Raw genomic sequence first — 14,915 nt, 5'->3', positions numbered from 1 at the left:
GCGGCGATCCGGGTACGCGTCGGAAAATCGCCAGCCCGGGCCGGGCATGCTCTGATGAACTGGGCCGATGACCACCACTGTTGATCTCGCCCGCCGTTTCGCCGCACTGCACACCCCCGCCGCGCCGCTGGCCCTGGCCAATGCCTGGGACGTCCTCAGCGCGCGCCTCGTCGAGGCCGCCGGCGCTCCCGCCGTCGCCACCACCAGCGCCGGGGTCGCCTGGTCCCTCGGTACGCCCGACGGGGACGCCCTGAGCCGGGACCGCGCCCTCGACCTGATCGCCCGGGTGGCCGCGGCCGTCTCCGTCCCGGTCACCGCCGACATCGAGGGCGGCTTCGGCGCCGACCCCGCCGCGGTCGGCGAGACCGTCACCGGAGTCATCGAAGCCGGCGCGGTCGGCATCAACATCGAGGACGGCACCCGGGCGCCCGCCGAGCACGCGGAGCGGGTGGCCGCCGCCCGGGCCGCCGCCGACGCCGCCGGGGTGCCGCTGTTCGTCAACGCCCGCATCGACACCTTCCTCTTCGGCCTCGGCCCGCAGGACGAGCGCCTCGACGAGACGCTCTCCCGCGCCGCCGCGTACCTGCGCGCGGGCGCCTCCGGCATCTTCGTCCCCGGCGTCGCCGACCTGGCCGTCGTCACCGAGCTGGTCAAGGGCATCGACGCCCCGCTCAACCTCCTCGTCGGCCCCGGCGCCCCGACCGTCGCCGAGCTCGGCGCCCTCGGCGTCGCGCGCGTCAGCCTCGGCTCCGGGGTCGCGTCGGCCGCGTACGACGTGGTCCGCCGCGCCGCCGGGGAACTCATCGCGGACGGTACGTACACCGCGCTCGACGGGGGTCTCCCGTACGGCGAGCTGAACGCCCTGCTCAAGGGCTGAGACTCCGGTACCGGGGGAGGCGCCGGGAAGCGTGTAGAACCCAACGAACCTAGGATCCCGTCATGCGCACCTCGGAGACCGCCGGGAGCGGGCCACCGCCGAAATCCCCGCCCCGCGGGGTCGGCGGGGCCGTCTGGACCGCGCTCGCCCTCGTCTACGTCGTCTGGGGTTCCACGTACCTCGCCATCCGCGTGGTCGTGCGGACCATGCCGCCGTTCCTCTCCGCCGGAACCCGCTTCATCGCGGCCGGCCTGCTGCTGCTCGGCCTCGTCGCCTGGCGGTACGGGCCGGGCGCGCTCCGGGCCACCCGTACGCAGGCCGGCTCCGCGGTGCTGGTGGGCCTGCTGCTGGTGCTGGGCGGCAACGGCCTCGTCGTCCTCGCCGAGACCTCGATCCCCTCCGGCCTGGCCGCGCTGCTGATCGCCGCCGTGCCGATGTGGCTGGTGGTGCTGCGGAGCGCCACCGGCGACCGGCCGCCGCTGCGCACCCTCGGCGGTGTGCTGCTGGGCTTCGCCGGGCTCGCGGTGCTGACCAGTCCGGGGATCGGCGGCGAGGTGCGGCTCTCCGGGGTGGTGCTGGTGATCGTGGCGTCCGTGCTGTGGTCGCTGGGCTCGTTCTCCGCGTCGAAGCTGTCGCTGCCGGGCAACCCGTTCACGGGCAGCGCGTACCAGATGCTCGCGGGCGGGGTCGGCGGGATCGTCGTCGGCCTGCTGCGCGGCGAGCACCGCTCGCTGGACTGGGACTCCTACTCCACCGCCTCCTGGCTGGCGCTGGGCTACCTCGTCGTCTTCGGCTCGCTGGTCGCCTTCACGGCGTACGTGTGGCTGCTGCAGGCGGCCCCGCTGTCGCTGGTGGCCACGTACGCGTACGTCAATCCCGTCGTCGCCGTCGCGCTGGGGGCGCTGATCCTCGACGAGGCCCTGACCGTGCCGATCCTGGTCGGCGGCGCGATCGTCGTGGTGGCGGTGTGCGTGATCGTCAGCACCGAGCGGAGGCACTAGCCGGGGCGCCGGCGGTGGCCGGGGCGCCGCCGGCGGGCGGAGCTCAGTCCCGCGCGGCCTGCTCGTACAGCGCCTTGGCCTTCTCGTCGAACAGCGCGGCCGTGGAGTCCACGTCCGTCTCCCCGCCGCTCAGCACCCCGATCAGCCGTCCCGGGTTCCCCGGGCCGCCGCGGTCGGCGATCCAGGGGCTGCCGCTGGTGCCCGACCAGAAGCCCGCGCAGCCGATGTAGAGCATCGCGGGGTCCTCCTGGTCGTGGCTGGTCTGGGTGGTGCAGGAGATCGGCTTGTTCTGCGGGTTGCGGTCCGACTCCGGATAGCCGACGACCGTCACCTCGCGCTCGTACCCGGAGGTCCAGTCGGGCTTCGGGGCCTCGTCGGAGCCGCCGACCGCCTGCTGCACCGTACGGCCGTCCTCGTCCGGCGCGATGCTGAGGAAGGCGAAATCGGCGGTGTCCTCGCCCCACCTGGTCCAGCGCTCGTCCACGTGCACCGCGCGGACCTTCCACACGCCGAGGGGCCGGCGGCCCCCGCCCTCGCCGGTGAAGGCGGGGGCGAAGGAGAGCTCGCCGATGGCCATGCCGTCGTGCGCGAGCGTTCCCGGCTCGCCGTTCTCGCCCGCCGGGGCCACGCAGTGCGCGGCGGTGGCGACGACCGTGCCCTTCGGGCTGTCGACGACGCTCGCCGTGCACCAGTGCTCGCCGTTGGCCATGAGCACGCCGACGCCGGGGAAGGCGTGCACGGCGTTCAGGTCCTCGTCCGTCGCCTTGACGAAGCCGACGGCCAGGGCCGCCGCCACGGTGGCGACGGCAGCCGCGAAGGCGCCCCGGACGACGGCCTTCATCGCACGGCGGGGTCGGGTGTCGGTGCCAGCATGACCTTGCTGATCCACTCCAGAGCGCCCTCCCTCATGCCGCGGACGTACGACTTCCCGTTGTGCTCACCATCCTGGATCACCTGGAGCGTGGTGTGCACGGGGCCCTTCCCGTACTCCTTCATGAACTTCTCGGCCTTCTCGCGGCCGGTCTCCTTGGTGCCGATCTGGAAGTTGACGTAGACGTCCGGACCGCCCTCCTTGATCAGCTTCTCGGCGAGCTTCTCGGGGTTGTTCTCGTCCATGGCCTGCGTGTTCCCCTTCCACAGCGGGGAATCGGGGACGATGTCGACCCCGCTCGCGATGGCCGCCTTGAAGCGGTCGGGGTACTTCAGGACGTGCTTGAAGGCCCCGAACCCGCCCGCTGAGGAGCCCATGAAGGCCCAGCCGTCACGGGAGGTGAAGGTGCGGAAATTGGCCCTCGTGAAATCCGGGATGTCCTCGGCCATCCAGGTGCCCATCTTGGGCTCGCCGGGGATGTCCGAGGCGTCGAAGTGGTGCTTGGTGTCCGCGTTGTGCACCGGCATGATCAGGATGAAGGGCAGGCTGGTGCCGGCCTTCGCCCCGTCGCTCACGGCCTTCTGGAGGCCGAGGCCGGGGCCCGTGCCCCAGTAGTTCGTGGGGTAGCCGCGGCCGCCGGGCAGTGAGATCAGGACCGGGAAGGCGCTCTTGGCGTACTTCGGGTCGTCGTACTGCTTGGGGACCCACACCCACACGTCGCCGGTGAACCCGGACTTCGCGCCGGTCAGGGTCGTACGGCCGATCTGCGTGCCGTCGGGCAGCCGGTACGTCCGGACGAAGGAGGCCTTCGGCCCGGTCGGCATGCTCACCCCGGGCCTGATCTCCTCGGCCGCCGCGGCCGACTCCTGGACCTTCCCGAAGGAGACCGGATCCCCTATGTCCGAGAAGAGCTTGTACTTGTACGCCGCGACGCCGCCCCCGGCGGCGAGCGTGAGCGCCAGCGCGCCGCTGATCACAAGCCTGCGCAGGCGCTTGGGACGGCGGCGGCCCGTGGTCTGCGGGCCTTCCTCGGACATGAGGTCGCCGTCACCCTGAAGCTGGTCATGCTGCACGGATTTGTCCCGTTCCTTCTCCGGCGCTCCCGAAGAGCGCGGGTCGGACCGATCGGTCCCCCTTCACCCCTTACAGAGGTGTCAACGATCGGATGGGTTGCCTGGGACCGGCGGGACGTGGTGCGTGCCACGCCGGTCCAGGGCCGCGTGCGTACGCGCTGGTCAGCCGGTGGCGGGCTGCGGTGCCTTCAGGACCTTGCTGATCCACTCCAGGGAGCCTTCCTTCATGCCCCGCACGTAGTGCCAGCCGTTGTGCTCGCCGTTCTGGATGTCGCGGATGGTCATCTTGACGGGGCCCTTGCCGTACGACTTCTGGAATGCGGCCATCCGCTCCTTCCCGGACTCCTTGGTGCCGATCTGGAAGTTGACGAAGACCTCGGGGCCGTTGGCGTCGATCAGCTTCTGCGCGAGCTTCTCGGGGTTGTTCGCGTCCATCTCCGCCTGGTGGCCCTTCCAGAGCGGGGAGTCCGGGACGATCTCCCCGCCGCTGGCGATCACGGCCTTGAACCGGTCCGGGTACTGCAGGACGGTCTTCATGCCGACGAAGGCCCCGGAGGACGAGCCCATGAAGGCCCAGCCGTCGCGGGACTTGTACGTACGGAAGTTGGCCCTGGTGAAGGCCGGGACGTCCTCGGCGATCCAGGTGCCCATCCTGGGCTGGCCGGGGATGTCGGAGCCGTCGTAGTAGTACTTGCTGTCCGGATTGAGCACCGGCATGATCACGATGAACGGCAGGCTGGTGCCGGCCTGGACGCCCTCACTGATGGCCTTCTGGAGGCCGAGGCTGCGGTCGGCCCAGTAGTTGCTCGGGAATCCGTTGCCGCCGGGCAGGGCGATGAGCACCGGGAAGGCGCTCTTCTCGTACTTCGCCTCGCCGTACTCCTTCGGCGTCCAGACCCAGACGTCGCCCTCGAAGCCGGACTTCGCGCCCGCGAGGCGGGCCTTCGCGATGACCGTGCCGTCGTCCAGCTTGGCGGTCTGCTTGAAGTCGGACTTCGGGCCGGTCGGCAGCATGACGTCCGGGTCGCCGGTGGGGGTGGCGGAGGGCGACGGCGCCCCCGGGGAGGACGCGCCCGCACCGGGGGCGGCGGAGGCCGGGGCGGACGCGGAGGCGGAGGCCGGGGCCTTGCCGAAGCTCACGGACCCGCCGTTGCCGGAGAACCGGTCGAACTTCCAGGCGGCGAGGCCGGCGCCGCCGAGCAGGAGCGCGAAGGCCACGGCGGCGGATGTCCATATCGCGCGGCGGGAGCGCCTGGCGGGCGGGGGCTGGTGCACGAGCGTGGCTCCGAACGGTCATCGCTGTCCCGGTCGGGACAGAACGGCTGGGCATTTCCTCGGTTCCGCCGTACGGGCGGAACTCACTTCCGGGCGTCGAGCACCTCGGCACACCGCCCGAGCAGGCTGATCAGCTGCTCCCGCTCCTGGGCCGAGAACGCGGCGGCGAGCGCCCGCTCCACCCGTACGGCGCCGGCGTCGGCGAGCTCCATCGCGGCCCGGCCCTCTTCCGTCAGCCGGGTCTCGAGCACGTTGCGGTGCCATTCGTGCGGGGTCCGCTCGATGAGCCCGCGCTCCTGGAGGTTCTTCAGCACGGTGTTCATCGTCGGCGGGGTCACCCCGCACAGGCGGGCGAGCGCGGCGGCGGAAATCCCCGGCTTCTCGGAGAGCCAGAGCAGCGCGGCGTACTGCGGAACCGTTACTGCGGCGGGCTTGAGCGCGGCGTTCTTGGCCGCGAGGAGCGCCTGTTCGGCGCGCTTGACGTGCGAGCCGATGCGCTCCTCGGGAGGCATGGAGGTCATTGCTGCATCCTAAGGCCCTTGCATGCATTAGAGCTCTAACCTATCTTCGTGTTCACCCACACGGAAGAGGTCACCTGCTGTGCTGAAGAAGTTCCTGCCCGCGACGCTCCTGATCCTGACCACGGCGATCACGCTGGGCGCGATCCCGGCGGCGCACGCCTCGCCGGCGGTGCCCGTCTCACAGGTGGCGCCCGTCCCCGACAGCCGCGTCACCACCGCGTTCACCCTCCCCGGCGAGAAGGTCTACCCCGAGGGCATAGCCACCGACCCCCGCGACCACACCGTCTACGTGGGCTCGTACGCGGACGGCACCGTCTACCGGGCCCGCCCCGGGCAGCGCACCGCCGAGGTGTTCCTGCCCGCCGGCACCGACGGCCGCCACACGGCGAACGGCCTGCGCGTCGACGCCCGCGGCCGCCTGTGGGTGACCGACTCCACGGCCGGGGTCGCCGTGTACGACACGGCTTCGGGGCGGCGCCTGGCCCACTTCGAAGTCGCCGGGGGCGGCGGGCTCTTCGTCAACGACCTGACCATCACCCCGAACGGCACCGCCTACCTGACGGACAGCGTGCGTTCGGTGATCTACCGGGTCACCCCGGCCCAGCTCGCGGCCGGCTCGGGCGCGCTGCTCCCGGCGTACGACCTGAGCGGCCACCTCACCCCGTCCCCGGCGGGCAGCTTCGCCCTCAACGGCATCGTCTCGGACCCGGCGGGCCGCTTCCTGCTGGCCGTGGACATGACCGCGGGCGACCTCCACCGCATCGACCTGCGCACGGGCGCGATATCGCGCGTCGCCCTCCAGGGCGGGGACCTCACCCATGCGGACGGCCTCGACCTGGCGCCCGACGGCACCCTCCGGGTGGCCCACAACACCACGAACACCCTGACCCGGTGGCACGTCAGCCCCGACGGCACCCGGGCCCGGCTGACCCGTACGATCACGGATCCGTCGCTGCAGATCCCGACCACCCTGAGCCACACCCCGGGCCGCACGCTCGTGGTCCGCTCCCAGTTCGACAAGGGCGGCCCGATGGGTCCGGGCACGCCGACGGCCTTCACGATCGCCTCGGTCCGCGGCTTCTGATCCTCCGCGCGGCGGACTCCGTCCGGCGGTCCGGCGGTCCGCGCTCCTGCGCTCCTGCGTCCGGGTCCCGCCGGTGCGGCCGGCGTCAGCCGGCGGCGCCCAGGCGGGCCTGTTCGTCCTCGACGATGCGCCGGGCCAGCGAGGTGTCCGAGACGTCGACCGCCTCGGGCGCCGCCTCCGCCACCGCGCTGCGCCGGGCGTACGCGTCGAACAGCCGGGCCTTGCGGTCCAGCACCTCCAGCATCCGCTGGTCCACCCCGTCGGTGGCGAGCAGCCGGTGCACCCGTACCGCGCGCACCTGGCCCATCCGGTGCGCGCGGGCCACGGCCTGCTGCTCCGTGGTCGGCTTGACCTGCGGTTCGCACAGGATCACCACCGACGCCGCCTGGAGGTTGATCCCGATGCCGCCCGCCTCGATCTGCGCGAGCAGCACGGCGTGCCCGGCCGCCGCGCCGAACCCGTCGAGCAGCCGCTGGCGGCGGCCCGGCGGCACCCTCCCGGAGATCGGCCCGAAGAGCGGGCCGCCGCCGCCCTCGTGCGGCTGCCGGCCGAGCGCGTCCTCGACCGCCCCGAGCACCTCGCGGAAGGCGGAGAACACCACGACCTTCAGCCCGTTGGCGGCGGCGTCCGCCACCAGCTCGCGCAGCCGCGCCAGCTTCGCCGACTTCTCCGGCCTCGCGTACGCGGCCCGGCGCATCGCCGTGAAGTCTCCGGCCCGCACCGCCGCCCGGTAGGCCTCCCGGTCGGCGGCGCTCAGCTCCTCCCACTCGTCGGTCCACTGGAGCCCGGGCAGTTCGGCGAGTACGTCGCGCTGGTTGCGCCGCAGGTACGCGGGCGCCACGGCCTTGCGGAACGCCCGCGATCCGGCCACCGTGTCGACCTCGCCGATCCCGGAGACCGCCTCGGGCCGCAGGATCCGTACGAGACTGCGGAACTCCGACACCCGGTTCTCCATAGGGGTGCCGGTGAGGAAGAGGACGTACGTGCAGTGCGCGGCCCAGGCGGCGACCGCCAGCGAGCGCTGCGCCCGCGGGTTCTTGACGTGATGGGCCTCGTCCACGACGAGCATCCCCAGCCCGTCGGCGGCCGCTGCGGGGAACCCGGTCAGCGCCTGGAAGGTGGTCACGGCCACCCCGCCCTCCGCCCGCCAGTCGGCGAACGCGTCGCGCCGGTCGGGGCCGTGCAGGGCGACCGCGCGCAGGGTGCTGCGCCCCTCGATCTCGCGGGTCCAGTTGATCAGTACGCCGGCGGGGCAGACCACCAGGAAGTGGCGGTGCCCCTGTGCCGCGAGGTGTGCGAGGGCTGCGAGGGCCTGGATCGTCTTGCCCAGTCCCATCTCGTCGCCGAGGATCACCCGCCGCTGGGCGAGGGCGAAGCGGGCGCCGAAGGACTGGTACCCGCGCAGCGAGACGCGGCGGTGCGTGCCGTCGAGGGCCTGCGCGCGGACGCGTTCGGCCAGCGCTTCGGGCAGGAACCCCTGGGCGGCGGCCGGCCCGGCGGCGCCCCCGGGCCGCTCGGTGACCTCCGCGAGCAGGCCGTGGTACTCGGCGGAGCGCAGCTCGAAGTCGACCCAGGCCGCCGCCTCGTCGGCGGGGCCGCGCAGCAGGTCGACGGAGGCCTGCCCGAGCAGGACCGGGATCCCTTCGGCGGCGGCCCGCCCGGTGCGCCGGCCGATCTCGGTGAGGGCGGCGAGCGCCCGTTCGCGCCGCTCCCGGCCCGCGAACCAGCCGCGCAGCCGGCCGGCGGCGGGTGCGGCGTCGGCGAGCAGCGGTCCGAGCCCGGCCTCCAGGGCCGCGGCCGCCTCGACGGCCCGGCGGGCGTCGGGGCCGGCCTCGACGAGCGGGTGCAGGGCGGCGACCAGGGCGGTGGTCCGGGGCTCGGGACGGTCCACGTCGAGGTGTACGGCGACGGTCTCCCCGACGGCCTCGGCGAGCTGCCGGGCGGCGCCGAGCGCCTGGTCGGCGGTCTGCTGTCCGATCCCGGGGATCTGCCGGAGCCGGTGGCGCCCCGCGTCCAGCACCTGCTGCACGGTGGCGAACCCGGCCGCCTCGATGGCGGCCACGGCGGCCGGCCGCAGCCGCCCCTCGGTGACGTGTGCCAGCCGGTCGGCGGGGATCCGCAGCAGTTCGGAGCGGGCCAGCCCGGAGTGGATCGGGGCCCAGGCCTCCCGTACGGCGTCGACGGCCCGGCGGTGGTCGGCCAGCAGGGCGCCGGCCGCCGCGTGCAGCCGCTCGCCCGCGCCGATCGTCTCGGCCGCCGCCCTGCGCCGCATGCCCCTCACCCCCCGACTGCTCCCGACCGCGCCGGGTAACGACTGCAGGCAACCTACCCCCGGCGGCGGGGTCCCCCGTGCCCCGCGCGCGGCGGCCGGGAGGGCGCGGACGGGAGCGGGGGCGGTCGCGGGAGGACAATGAGGGGGTGTTTCCGCACGAACCCGAATCAATCCATTCGGGGAGGCCGAACGTATCCAGTGACGTGCAGAGAATGGGCCTCCCCCTCGGGCGTGCGCCGGACGAGGCGTTGCTGTCGGGCCTGGCGACGGGTGATCCCGAGATCGCCGTCGCGTTCGTCCGCCGCTTCCAGCGCACGGTCTTCGGCGTGGCCATCGCCGTGGTGGGCGACGCGCAGCTCGCCGAGGACATCGCGCAGCAGACGTTCGAGCGGGCGTGGCGGCACGCGCAGGTCTACGACTCGCGCCGGGGGTCCGTACGGACCTGGCTGACGGCGATCGCGCACCACCTGGCGATCGACGCGGTCCGGGCCCGCCGGGCCAACCCGGTCGCCCCGGAGGACCTGGACGCCCTCCTCGACATCGTCACGCAGACCCCCGAGCAGCACGCCGTCGCCGCCGAGACCTCGGCCGGGGTACGGGCGGCCGTGGCGGCCCTGCCCCGGGAGCAGGCCCGCGCCCTGGTGATGGCGGGCATCTACGGGTTGACCGCGCAGCAGATCGCCGACATGGAGCAGGTCCCGCTGGGGACGGCCAAGACGCGCATCCGGACCGCGATGCACAAGCTCCGCAGGACCCTGGGGACCGAGGAGAGCCGGCGATGAGCGAGATGACCTGCGAGCAGCTGAGGGAGGTCGACGCCGAGCTGGCGCTGGGCATCCTTCCGGCCCGGGAGCGCGCCCGTGCCGTCGCCCACCTGGACCAGTGCCCCGGCTGCCGGGAGCACATCGAGCAGCTGGCGCTGGTCGGCGACGACCTGCTCGGCCTGCTGCCGGGGACGGAGCCCCCGGTCGGCTTCGAGAGCCGGGTCACGGCCCTGCTCCAGCCCCCGGCTCCGGCGCCGGCCCCGACGCGGTCGCCCGGCCGGCGGTGGCTGCTGCGGCCCCGGGTCGCGGCCGTGGCGGCCGCCCTGGCCGTGGCGTGCGGGTTCGGCGGCTGGGCGGCGGGCACGGCGATCCAGCAGGCCTCGGCGCCGCCCGCGTCCCCGACGGCCCGGGCCAACGCCCAGCTGCTCCAGGCCGCGCTGGTCACCGGCGGCCGGGAGGTGGGCCGGGTCTTCGCCCACCCGGGCGCGAAGGGCTGGGTGTACATGTCGGTGGACCTGGAGAAGCCGATGCCCGAGATCTCCTGCGTCCTCGACCACAAGGACGGCACGATGACCCGCCTCGGCACCTTCTCGCTCCGGGACGGCTACGGCTACTGGGTGGCGACGACCGACGTCAACGCCACCACCCTCGCCGGCGCCCGCCTCCTCACCCCGGAGGGTTCACTCCTCGCCTCGGCCCACTTCGCCTAGCCCGTCTCCCCCTCCGCGTGTCACAGACCCGTCATTTCCCACCCGGCGGGTTCCCCTCGCGACGAGCATGGCCGGATGCGCACACACCACACCGCCGTCCTCCTCGCCACCGCCGGACTCCTCGCCCTCACGGCCTGCCAGGACCCGGCGGCCTCCGGCGGCACGCCGGCTCCGCCCGCCTCGTCGGGCACAGCCGCCTCCTCCAAGGCGCCCGGCTCCGCGGCGAAGACCGCCACCGTCCCCCAGCTCGTGGGGAAGGGGCTCCAGAGCGCGCAGGACGAATCCCAGGCCGCGGGGTTCGCCCTGCTGAAGTCGCACGACGCGCTCGGCCGCGGCCGGCTCCAGGCCATGGACCGGAACTGGAAGGTCTGCTCGCAGACCCCTGCCGCCGGCTCGACCGTCCCGACCGGCACGACGCTCGACTTCGGCGCCGTGAAGCTCGAAGAGAGCTGTCCGGCCGCGGACCCCGGGCCGCAGCCGGAAGCGGGCGGGACCATGCCGGACTTCGCCGGCAAGTCCATGAAGACCGCCCGTGCCGCACTGCCGTCGAACGCGGGCATCACCGTCAAGGACGCGGCCCAGAGCCGGATGGTGCTCCAGGAATCGAACTGGAAGGTGTGCTCGCAGGATCCGAAGGCAGGTACCCGGCTGGCCGGTCAGCCTGTCGCGTTCACGGTGGTCAAGTTCGAGGAGACCTGCCCCTGAGATCGGCCGGCCCACCCGCCCCCGCCCGCCCCCGCCCGCCCGCCCGCCGGCTCAGGTGACGGTGAGGGTCAGGGTGGCCGGGGAGGCGGGCGCGGGGCGGGGGACCGTGATGCGGGTGGTGCCCGGGCGGACCGCGCGGAGCTCCCATTCGCGGTGGCCGGAGGCCGCCACGTTGGTGATGCGGACCAGCAGCACCGCATCGCCCCGGGCCGTGGGCTGCGGCCCGCCTTCCGGGAGGGGCAGGCGCAGGCGGGCCGTCTGGCCGACCGCGAGCCGCCCGGCGAAGCCGTCGTCGGCCCCGGTGAGCACGCGGCCCTGTGCCGGGGTCGCCGCGCCGGACGCCGTGGCGCCCGTACCGCGCTCCGGGTCACCCGTACCGCCCGTACCTCCGGTGCCTCCGGTGCCGCCCGTACCGCCCGACTCGTGCGTCCCTTTCTCCGGCGGACGCACCTCGCCGCCCCCGCACCCCGTGAAGGCGAGGGCGAGGGCGGCGAGGCACACCAGGCGGCGGTCAGCCACCGTCACGCACGTTGAAGCGCAGCAGCACGTCGACCTGGGCCAGCAGCTGGTTCCGCGTCGACGCCGGGTTGTTGTAGACCGCCTCGGCGTTCGCCACCGCCGCCCCGAAGGTCGAGTCCGTCCTGCGGTCGCCTTCGGTGTCGACCGGCGTGGACAGGTCGTACGACCCGTTCGCGAAGTTGAGCCACGCCGCAAGCAGCTGCTGGGAGACCAGCGGCCTCGGCTGCGGCGATCCCGAGCTGAGGATCGCGTACGCCTGGGCGTCGGTCAGCGGCCCGTACACGGCGCTCATGAACGAGGCCACGCCCAGCAGGCAGGCCCGCTGCGCCGCCGTGAAGTGCTTCGGCGAGGGCCCGCCGAACTCCTTCATCCAGTAGGCCTGGTTGTGCGCCCACTTCACGTTGCCGGTGGTGATGACGGAGGCCGTGTCGGAGGCGGCGCCGCCGTCGTCGTCCTTGCCGGTGAAGGTCAGCGTGGACAGGCAGGCGGCCGGGTACGCGTGCGACTTCGTCGCCGTCACGTCGCGCGGCTGGATCGAGGGGCTCGGGTCCGGGTCGGTGGCCGGCGGGTTGACCAGCGAGACCAGGTGGTCCGAGGCGCCGTCGCCCCACAGCCAGTCCAGGGTCAGGTCGTCGCTGCCCGGGTCGGATGAGGTACCGGTCACGGCGACCGGTGTGCCGGCGTGCGCGATGAAGGCCTTCTGCCCGTTGTACGTGGTCTGCCCGTCGCCCGAGATCGCCGCGGTCGGGTCGATGTTGGCGATCGTCACGTCGACGGTCCGGCAGGTGCTCGTGTCGTCGTCGCTGCCGCAGACCTCGATGCCGAAGGTCCCGTCGTCCCCGTACGTGTGCTCCGCGGTGATGACGAGCGTCGCGTCGGGGCGGTCGTTCTCCGGCGTTCCCGTGAGCTCCTGCGGGCCCGCTCCGTCCTTCCAGTCGACGGTGGCGGTCAGCGGGTCGAGCCAGCCCGGGTCGCTGATCCTGCCCGTGAGGGTGATCGGGCTGTTCTCCCCGGCCGGGGTGACCGGCTGGAGCGTCACGACCGGTGCGGCGTTCGCGACGGTGACCGTCGTCGAGTCGGTGTCGGTGTTGCCGGCGGCGTCGGTGACCTTCAGCCCGATGGTGGAGACCCCGTCCTGGCCCACCGCGTCGAACGTGGCGGTGACCCCGGTGGCGTCGTCGTACTGCCCGTCGTTGTCGAGGTCCCAGGCGTACGAGGTCGGGTTCCCGGCCGAGGGCGCGGTCCCCTTGGTGGAGCCGGCCGCGCTGAGCGTGACGTCGGTGCCCTCGTTCGTCGTGTACGGGCCGCCCGCCTTCGCGGTCGGCAGGCAGGCGGCCGGGACGGCCTCGTCGGCGGTCACGGTGTTCTGGTCCGCGCTCGACGCGGCGTTCGCGCCCATGCCGCGGCCGGCGAAGACGCGCCACAGGAGGCACTGGTTCGCGCCCGCGTTGCTGGTCATGTCGGCGGCCAGGATGCCGTCGCGGGCGTCGAGGTAGCTCGGCGTGCCGACCGTGCTCTTCATGCCGTCGATGACGAGCTGCTGGGTGAACGCGACGCCCTTCGCCTCGCGGATGTCGTACATCGTCGCGGCCCAGATCTCTCCGTTGCGGTGCACGCCGCGGGCCGGGTTGAAGGTGCCCCACTTCTCGGTGGACGTGTCGTACGCCTGCGAGCGGATGCCGGTGGCGGTGTTGCCGGTGACGTACTCGCCGACCTTCGCGTCGCCCCACTTGAGGAAGGAGATCGTGTCGCTCCAGCCCTCCCCGAGGGCGCCGGTCTGGGAGCCGTCCCCGAGGTTGCCGCCGCCGACGAGGCGGTTGGACACGCCGTGTCCGTACTCGTGCGCGATGACGTCGCCGTCGAGCGAGCCGTCGCGGTACGGCCGGCCCGGCGGCTGCCACATGTACATCTGCATGCGCGGGCTGGAACCGTCCCCGGGGGTGCCGAAGTTGGCGTTGTTCGTGCAGCGGATCTTGTTCGGCGGCGCGGCGTTGTCCAGGCAGCCCAGGTCCCAGCCGTCCTGCGCCTCGGCCAGGACGGGGTCGTTGCCCGAGCCGCCGCGGCCGAAGTTGTCGACCTGGAAGTTGCGCGACGCCTCGTCGAACCCGAGGTCGTAGAGGTAGTCGTGCATCACGTTGGCGTAGTAGAAGAGCTGCGTGATGACCGGGTTGACGTCCGCGTCGAGGTTGGCCTGCGTGGCGTTGGCGTTGGTGCGCCAGGTGTCGTTGAACGTGTAGTTGAAGTGCTGGTGGTTCGGGTCGCCGCTCGCCGGGGACTGCGGGCGCAGCGCGTCGTTCCCGGTGTCCGGCACCGTGTTGTCGCCGTCCTCGTCCCGGTAGGCGTTGACGTTGTTGCCCTGCGTCAGCCGGTCCGCGACCCAGGAGCCGTCGCGGCCGGTGAAGGGGGTGACGGTGCGGGTGGCGCCGCTGACGTCGGGGTGCTGGGCCGTGAAGACGGTGCCCTCGGGGCCGGCGTGGTGGTAGCGGCTCTGGCGGCTCAGGACCCGTCCGTCGGCGGCGTCGACCACCGTCTCGTACCAGGACGTGCCCGAGACCTCGATGTCGGTGAGCCAGGCGGGGCGCAGCTCGCGGCCGGAGTCGGTGGGGAACCAGACCAGTTCGGCGGTCACGTCGTTGGGCTTGGTGAGCCGCTTGGCGTAGACGTTCTTGAACTTCTGCCGGCCCTTGTCGCGGTTGTCGGTGCCGGCCAGCGTCTGCTGGGGCCGCGCGCCCTGGGCCTCGGCCGCCTGGTCGAGGGCCTGCTTGGCCGTCAGCTCGACGGCGCCGGCCGGTTCGGCGGTCACGACGGAGCCGCCGAGGATGATGAGGCGGCCGCGCTTGTCGACGGTGGCGGTGAGGAGCGCACCGTGGACGCGCATGCCGTCGATGCTCTGGCCGATGGTCACCTGCCGCGCCCCGTTGTGCCTGGTGGGGTACGAGGAGACGACGACGAGCGCCTCGGCCTGCTCGGCGGTGAGCCCGAACTCCCCGCGGTGGTCGCGTACGTAGGCGAGCGCGACGTGCTCGGGGGCCTGCTTGGACGGCGGGGTCAGGTACCCCCCGGAGTTGAAGATCATGCGGGCGTGCCCGGTGGCGGGGTCGCGCCGTACGGTCGGATCGGCGGGATCCGCGGCACCCGGGGGCGCGGCGGTGGCGAGCCCGGGTGCGAGGGCCAGCAACAGGCCGGTGGTGGTCACCGCGGTCCACAACCGCGTGCGGAATCGCCATCTGGTCACGGCCTGAG

13 protein-coding genes are annotated in these 14,915 nt (G+C 73.3%); 6 read left to right on the top strand and 7 right to left on the bottom strand.

Annotated features, from left to right (window positions below; genetic code table 11):
* Positions 1-67: 67 nt before the first annotated feature.
* Together ACFYZS_RS00715 and ACFYZS_RS00710 are read left to right on the top strand one after the other, a co-directional pair.
* Positions 68-877: an isocitrate lyase/phosphoenolpyruvate mutase family protein gene (locus ACFYZS_RS00715; protein WP_389005395.1), complete on the top strand. Its 810-nt coding sequence runs from the start codon at positions 68-70 to the stop codon at positions 875-877.
* A gap of 62 nt (positions 878-939) precedes the next feature.
* A complete protein-coding gene (locus tag ACFYZS_RS00710) occupies positions 940-1,878 on the top strand; it encodes an EamA family transporter (protein ID WP_389005393.1) in 939 nt (312 codons plus the stop codon).
* 43 nt (positions 1,879-1,921) lie between these two features.
* On the opposite strand, the gene ACFYZS_RS00705 is transcribed toward ACFYZS_RS00710, so the two are convergent.
* From ACFYZS_RS00705 to ACFYZS_RS00690, 4 genes are all read right to left on the bottom strand, one after another.
* Positions 1,922-2,719 (bottom strand): trypsin-like serine peptidase, encoded by a 798-nt coding sequence (locus ACFYZS_RS00705; protein WP_389005391.1) that lies wholly within the window; start codon positions 2,717-2,719, stop codon positions 1,922-1,924.
* Positions 2,716-3,822, bottom strand: a complete 1,107-nt coding sequence (locus ACFYZS_RS00700; RefSeq protein ID WP_389005389.1) for an alpha/beta hydrolase — start codon at positions 3,820-3,822, stop codon at positions 2,716-2,718. Before ACFYZS_RS00700 ends, ACFYZS_RS00705 begins: the two co-directional genes overlap by 4 nt.
* Before the next feature lie 162 nt (positions 3,823-3,984).
* A complete protein-coding gene (locus ACFYZS_RS00695) occupies positions 3,985-5,040 on the bottom strand; it encodes an alpha/beta hydrolase (RefSeq protein WP_389005387.1) in 1,056 nt (351 codons plus the stop codon).
* A 140-nt stretch (positions 5,041-5,180) separates the two neighbouring features.
* On the bottom strand, positions 5,181-5,618 hold the full coding sequence (locus ACFYZS_RS00690) for a MarR family winged helix-turn-helix transcriptional regulator (RefSeq protein WP_389005385.1): 438 nt from the start codon (positions 5,616-5,618) through the stop codon (positions 5,181-5,183).
* A 79-nt stretch (positions 5,619-5,697) separates the two neighbouring features.
* On the opposite strand from ACFYZS_RS00690, the gene ACFYZS_RS00685 reads away from it, so the two are divergent.
* Positions 5,698-6,702 carry an SMP-30/gluconolactonase/LRE family protein gene (locus ACFYZS_RS00685; protein ID WP_389005383.1) on the top strand — a complete coding sequence of 335 codons (1,005 nt, stop codon included), beginning with the start codon at positions 5,698-5,700 and terminating at the stop codon, positions 6,700-6,702.
* An 85-nt stretch (positions 6,703-6,787) separates the two neighbouring features.
* Here ACFYZS_RS00685 and ACFYZS_RS00680 read toward each other — a convergent pair whose 3' ends face one another.
* On the bottom strand, positions 6,788-8,974 hold the full coding sequence (locus ACFYZS_RS00680; protein ID WP_389005381.1) for a DEAD/DEAH box helicase: 2,187 nt from the start codon (positions 8,972-8,974) through the stop codon (positions 6,788-6,790).
* A gap of 212 nt (positions 8,975-9,186) precedes the next feature.
* On the opposite strand from ACFYZS_RS00680, the gene ACFYZS_RS00675 reads away from it, so the two are divergent.
* The 3 genes from ACFYZS_RS00675 (at position 9,187) to ACFYZS_RS00665 (ending at position 11,153) form a co-directional block, all read left to right on the top strand.
* On the top strand, positions 9,187-9,756 hold the full coding sequence (locus ACFYZS_RS00675) for an RNA polymerase sigma factor (RefSeq protein WP_389005379.1): 570 nt from the start codon (positions 9,187-9,189) through the stop codon (positions 9,754-9,756).
* Positions 9,753-10,448 (top strand): zf-HC2 domain-containing protein, encoded by a 696-nt coding sequence (locus ACFYZS_RS00670; RefSeq protein ID WP_389005377.1) that lies wholly within the window; start codon positions 9,753-9,755, stop codon positions 10,446-10,448. Before ACFYZS_RS00675 ends, ACFYZS_RS00670 begins: the two co-directional genes overlap by 4 nt.
* A 75-nt stretch (positions 10,449-10,523) precedes the next feature.
* Entirely contained in the window at positions 10,524-11,153 is a 630-nt protein-coding gene (locus ACFYZS_RS00665) for a PASTA domain-containing protein (protein WP_389005375.1), read from the top strand.
* Positions 11,154-11,204: 51 nt separating this feature from the next.
* Here the strand turns inward: ACFYZS_RS00665 and ACFYZS_RS00660 are convergent, their stop codons facing one another.
* Both ACFYZS_RS00660 and ACFYZS_RS00655 read right to left on the bottom strand, forming a co-directional pair.
* Positions 11,205-11,672 carry a hypothetical protein gene (locus tag ACFYZS_RS00660; RefSeq protein ID WP_389005373.1) on the bottom strand — a complete coding sequence of 156 codons (468 nt, stop codon included), beginning with the start codon at positions 11,670-11,672 and terminating at the stop codon, positions 11,205-11,207.
* A complete protein-coding gene (locus ACFYZS_RS00655) occupies positions 11,665-14,907 on the bottom strand; it encodes a M36 family metallopeptidase (protein ID WP_389005371.1) in 3,243 nt (1,080 codons plus the stop codon). The genes ACFYZS_RS00660 and ACFYZS_RS00655 overlap by 8 nt, the downstream gene beginning before the upstream one ends.
* Positions 14,908-14,915: the final 8 nt, after the last annotated feature.

Source organism: Streptomyces sp. NPDC001903, from assembly GCF_042891345.1.
GTDB lineage: Bacteria > Actinomycetota > Actinomycetes > Streptomycetales > Streptomycetaceae > Streptomyces.
This window is presented reverse-complemented; position numbering and strand designations above follow the sequence as displayed.

Excerpts from the sequence above, each read along its gene's own strand:
- ACFYZS_RS00665 (WP_389005375.1), top strand. The coding sequence starts at position 10,524 with ATGCGCACACACCACACCGCCGTCCTCCTCGCCACCGCCGGACTCCTC.
- ACFYZS_RS00670 (WP_389005377.1), top strand. The coding sequence starts at position 9,753 with ATGAGCGAGATGACCTGCGAGCAGCTGAGGGAGGTCGACGCCGAGCTG.
- ACFYZS_RS00680 (WP_389005381.1), bottom strand. The coding sequence starts at position 8,974 with ATGCGGCGCAGGGCGGCGGCCGAGACGATCGGCGCGGGCGAGCGGCTG.
- ACFYZS_RS00690 (WP_389005385.1), bottom strand. The coding sequence starts at position 5,618 with ATGACCTCCATGCCTCCCGAGGAGCGCATCGGCTCGCACGTCAAGCGC.
- ACFYZS_RS00710 (WP_389005393.1), top strand. The coding sequence starts at position 940 with ATGCGCACCTCGGAGACCGCCGGGAGCGGGCCACCGCCGAAATCCCCG.
- ACFYZS_RS00675 (WP_389005379.1), top strand. The coding sequence starts at position 9,187 with ATGGGCCTCCCCCTCGGGCGTGCGCCGGACGAGGCGTTGCTGTCGGGC.
- ACFYZS_RS00705 (WP_389005391.1), bottom strand. The coding sequence starts at position 2,719 with ATGAAGGCCGTCGTCCGGGGCGCCTTCGCGGCTGCCGTCGCCACCGTG.
- ACFYZS_RS00715 (WP_389005395.1), top strand. The coding sequence starts at position 68 with ATGACCACCACTGTTGATCTCGCCCGCCGTTTCGCCGCACTGCACACC.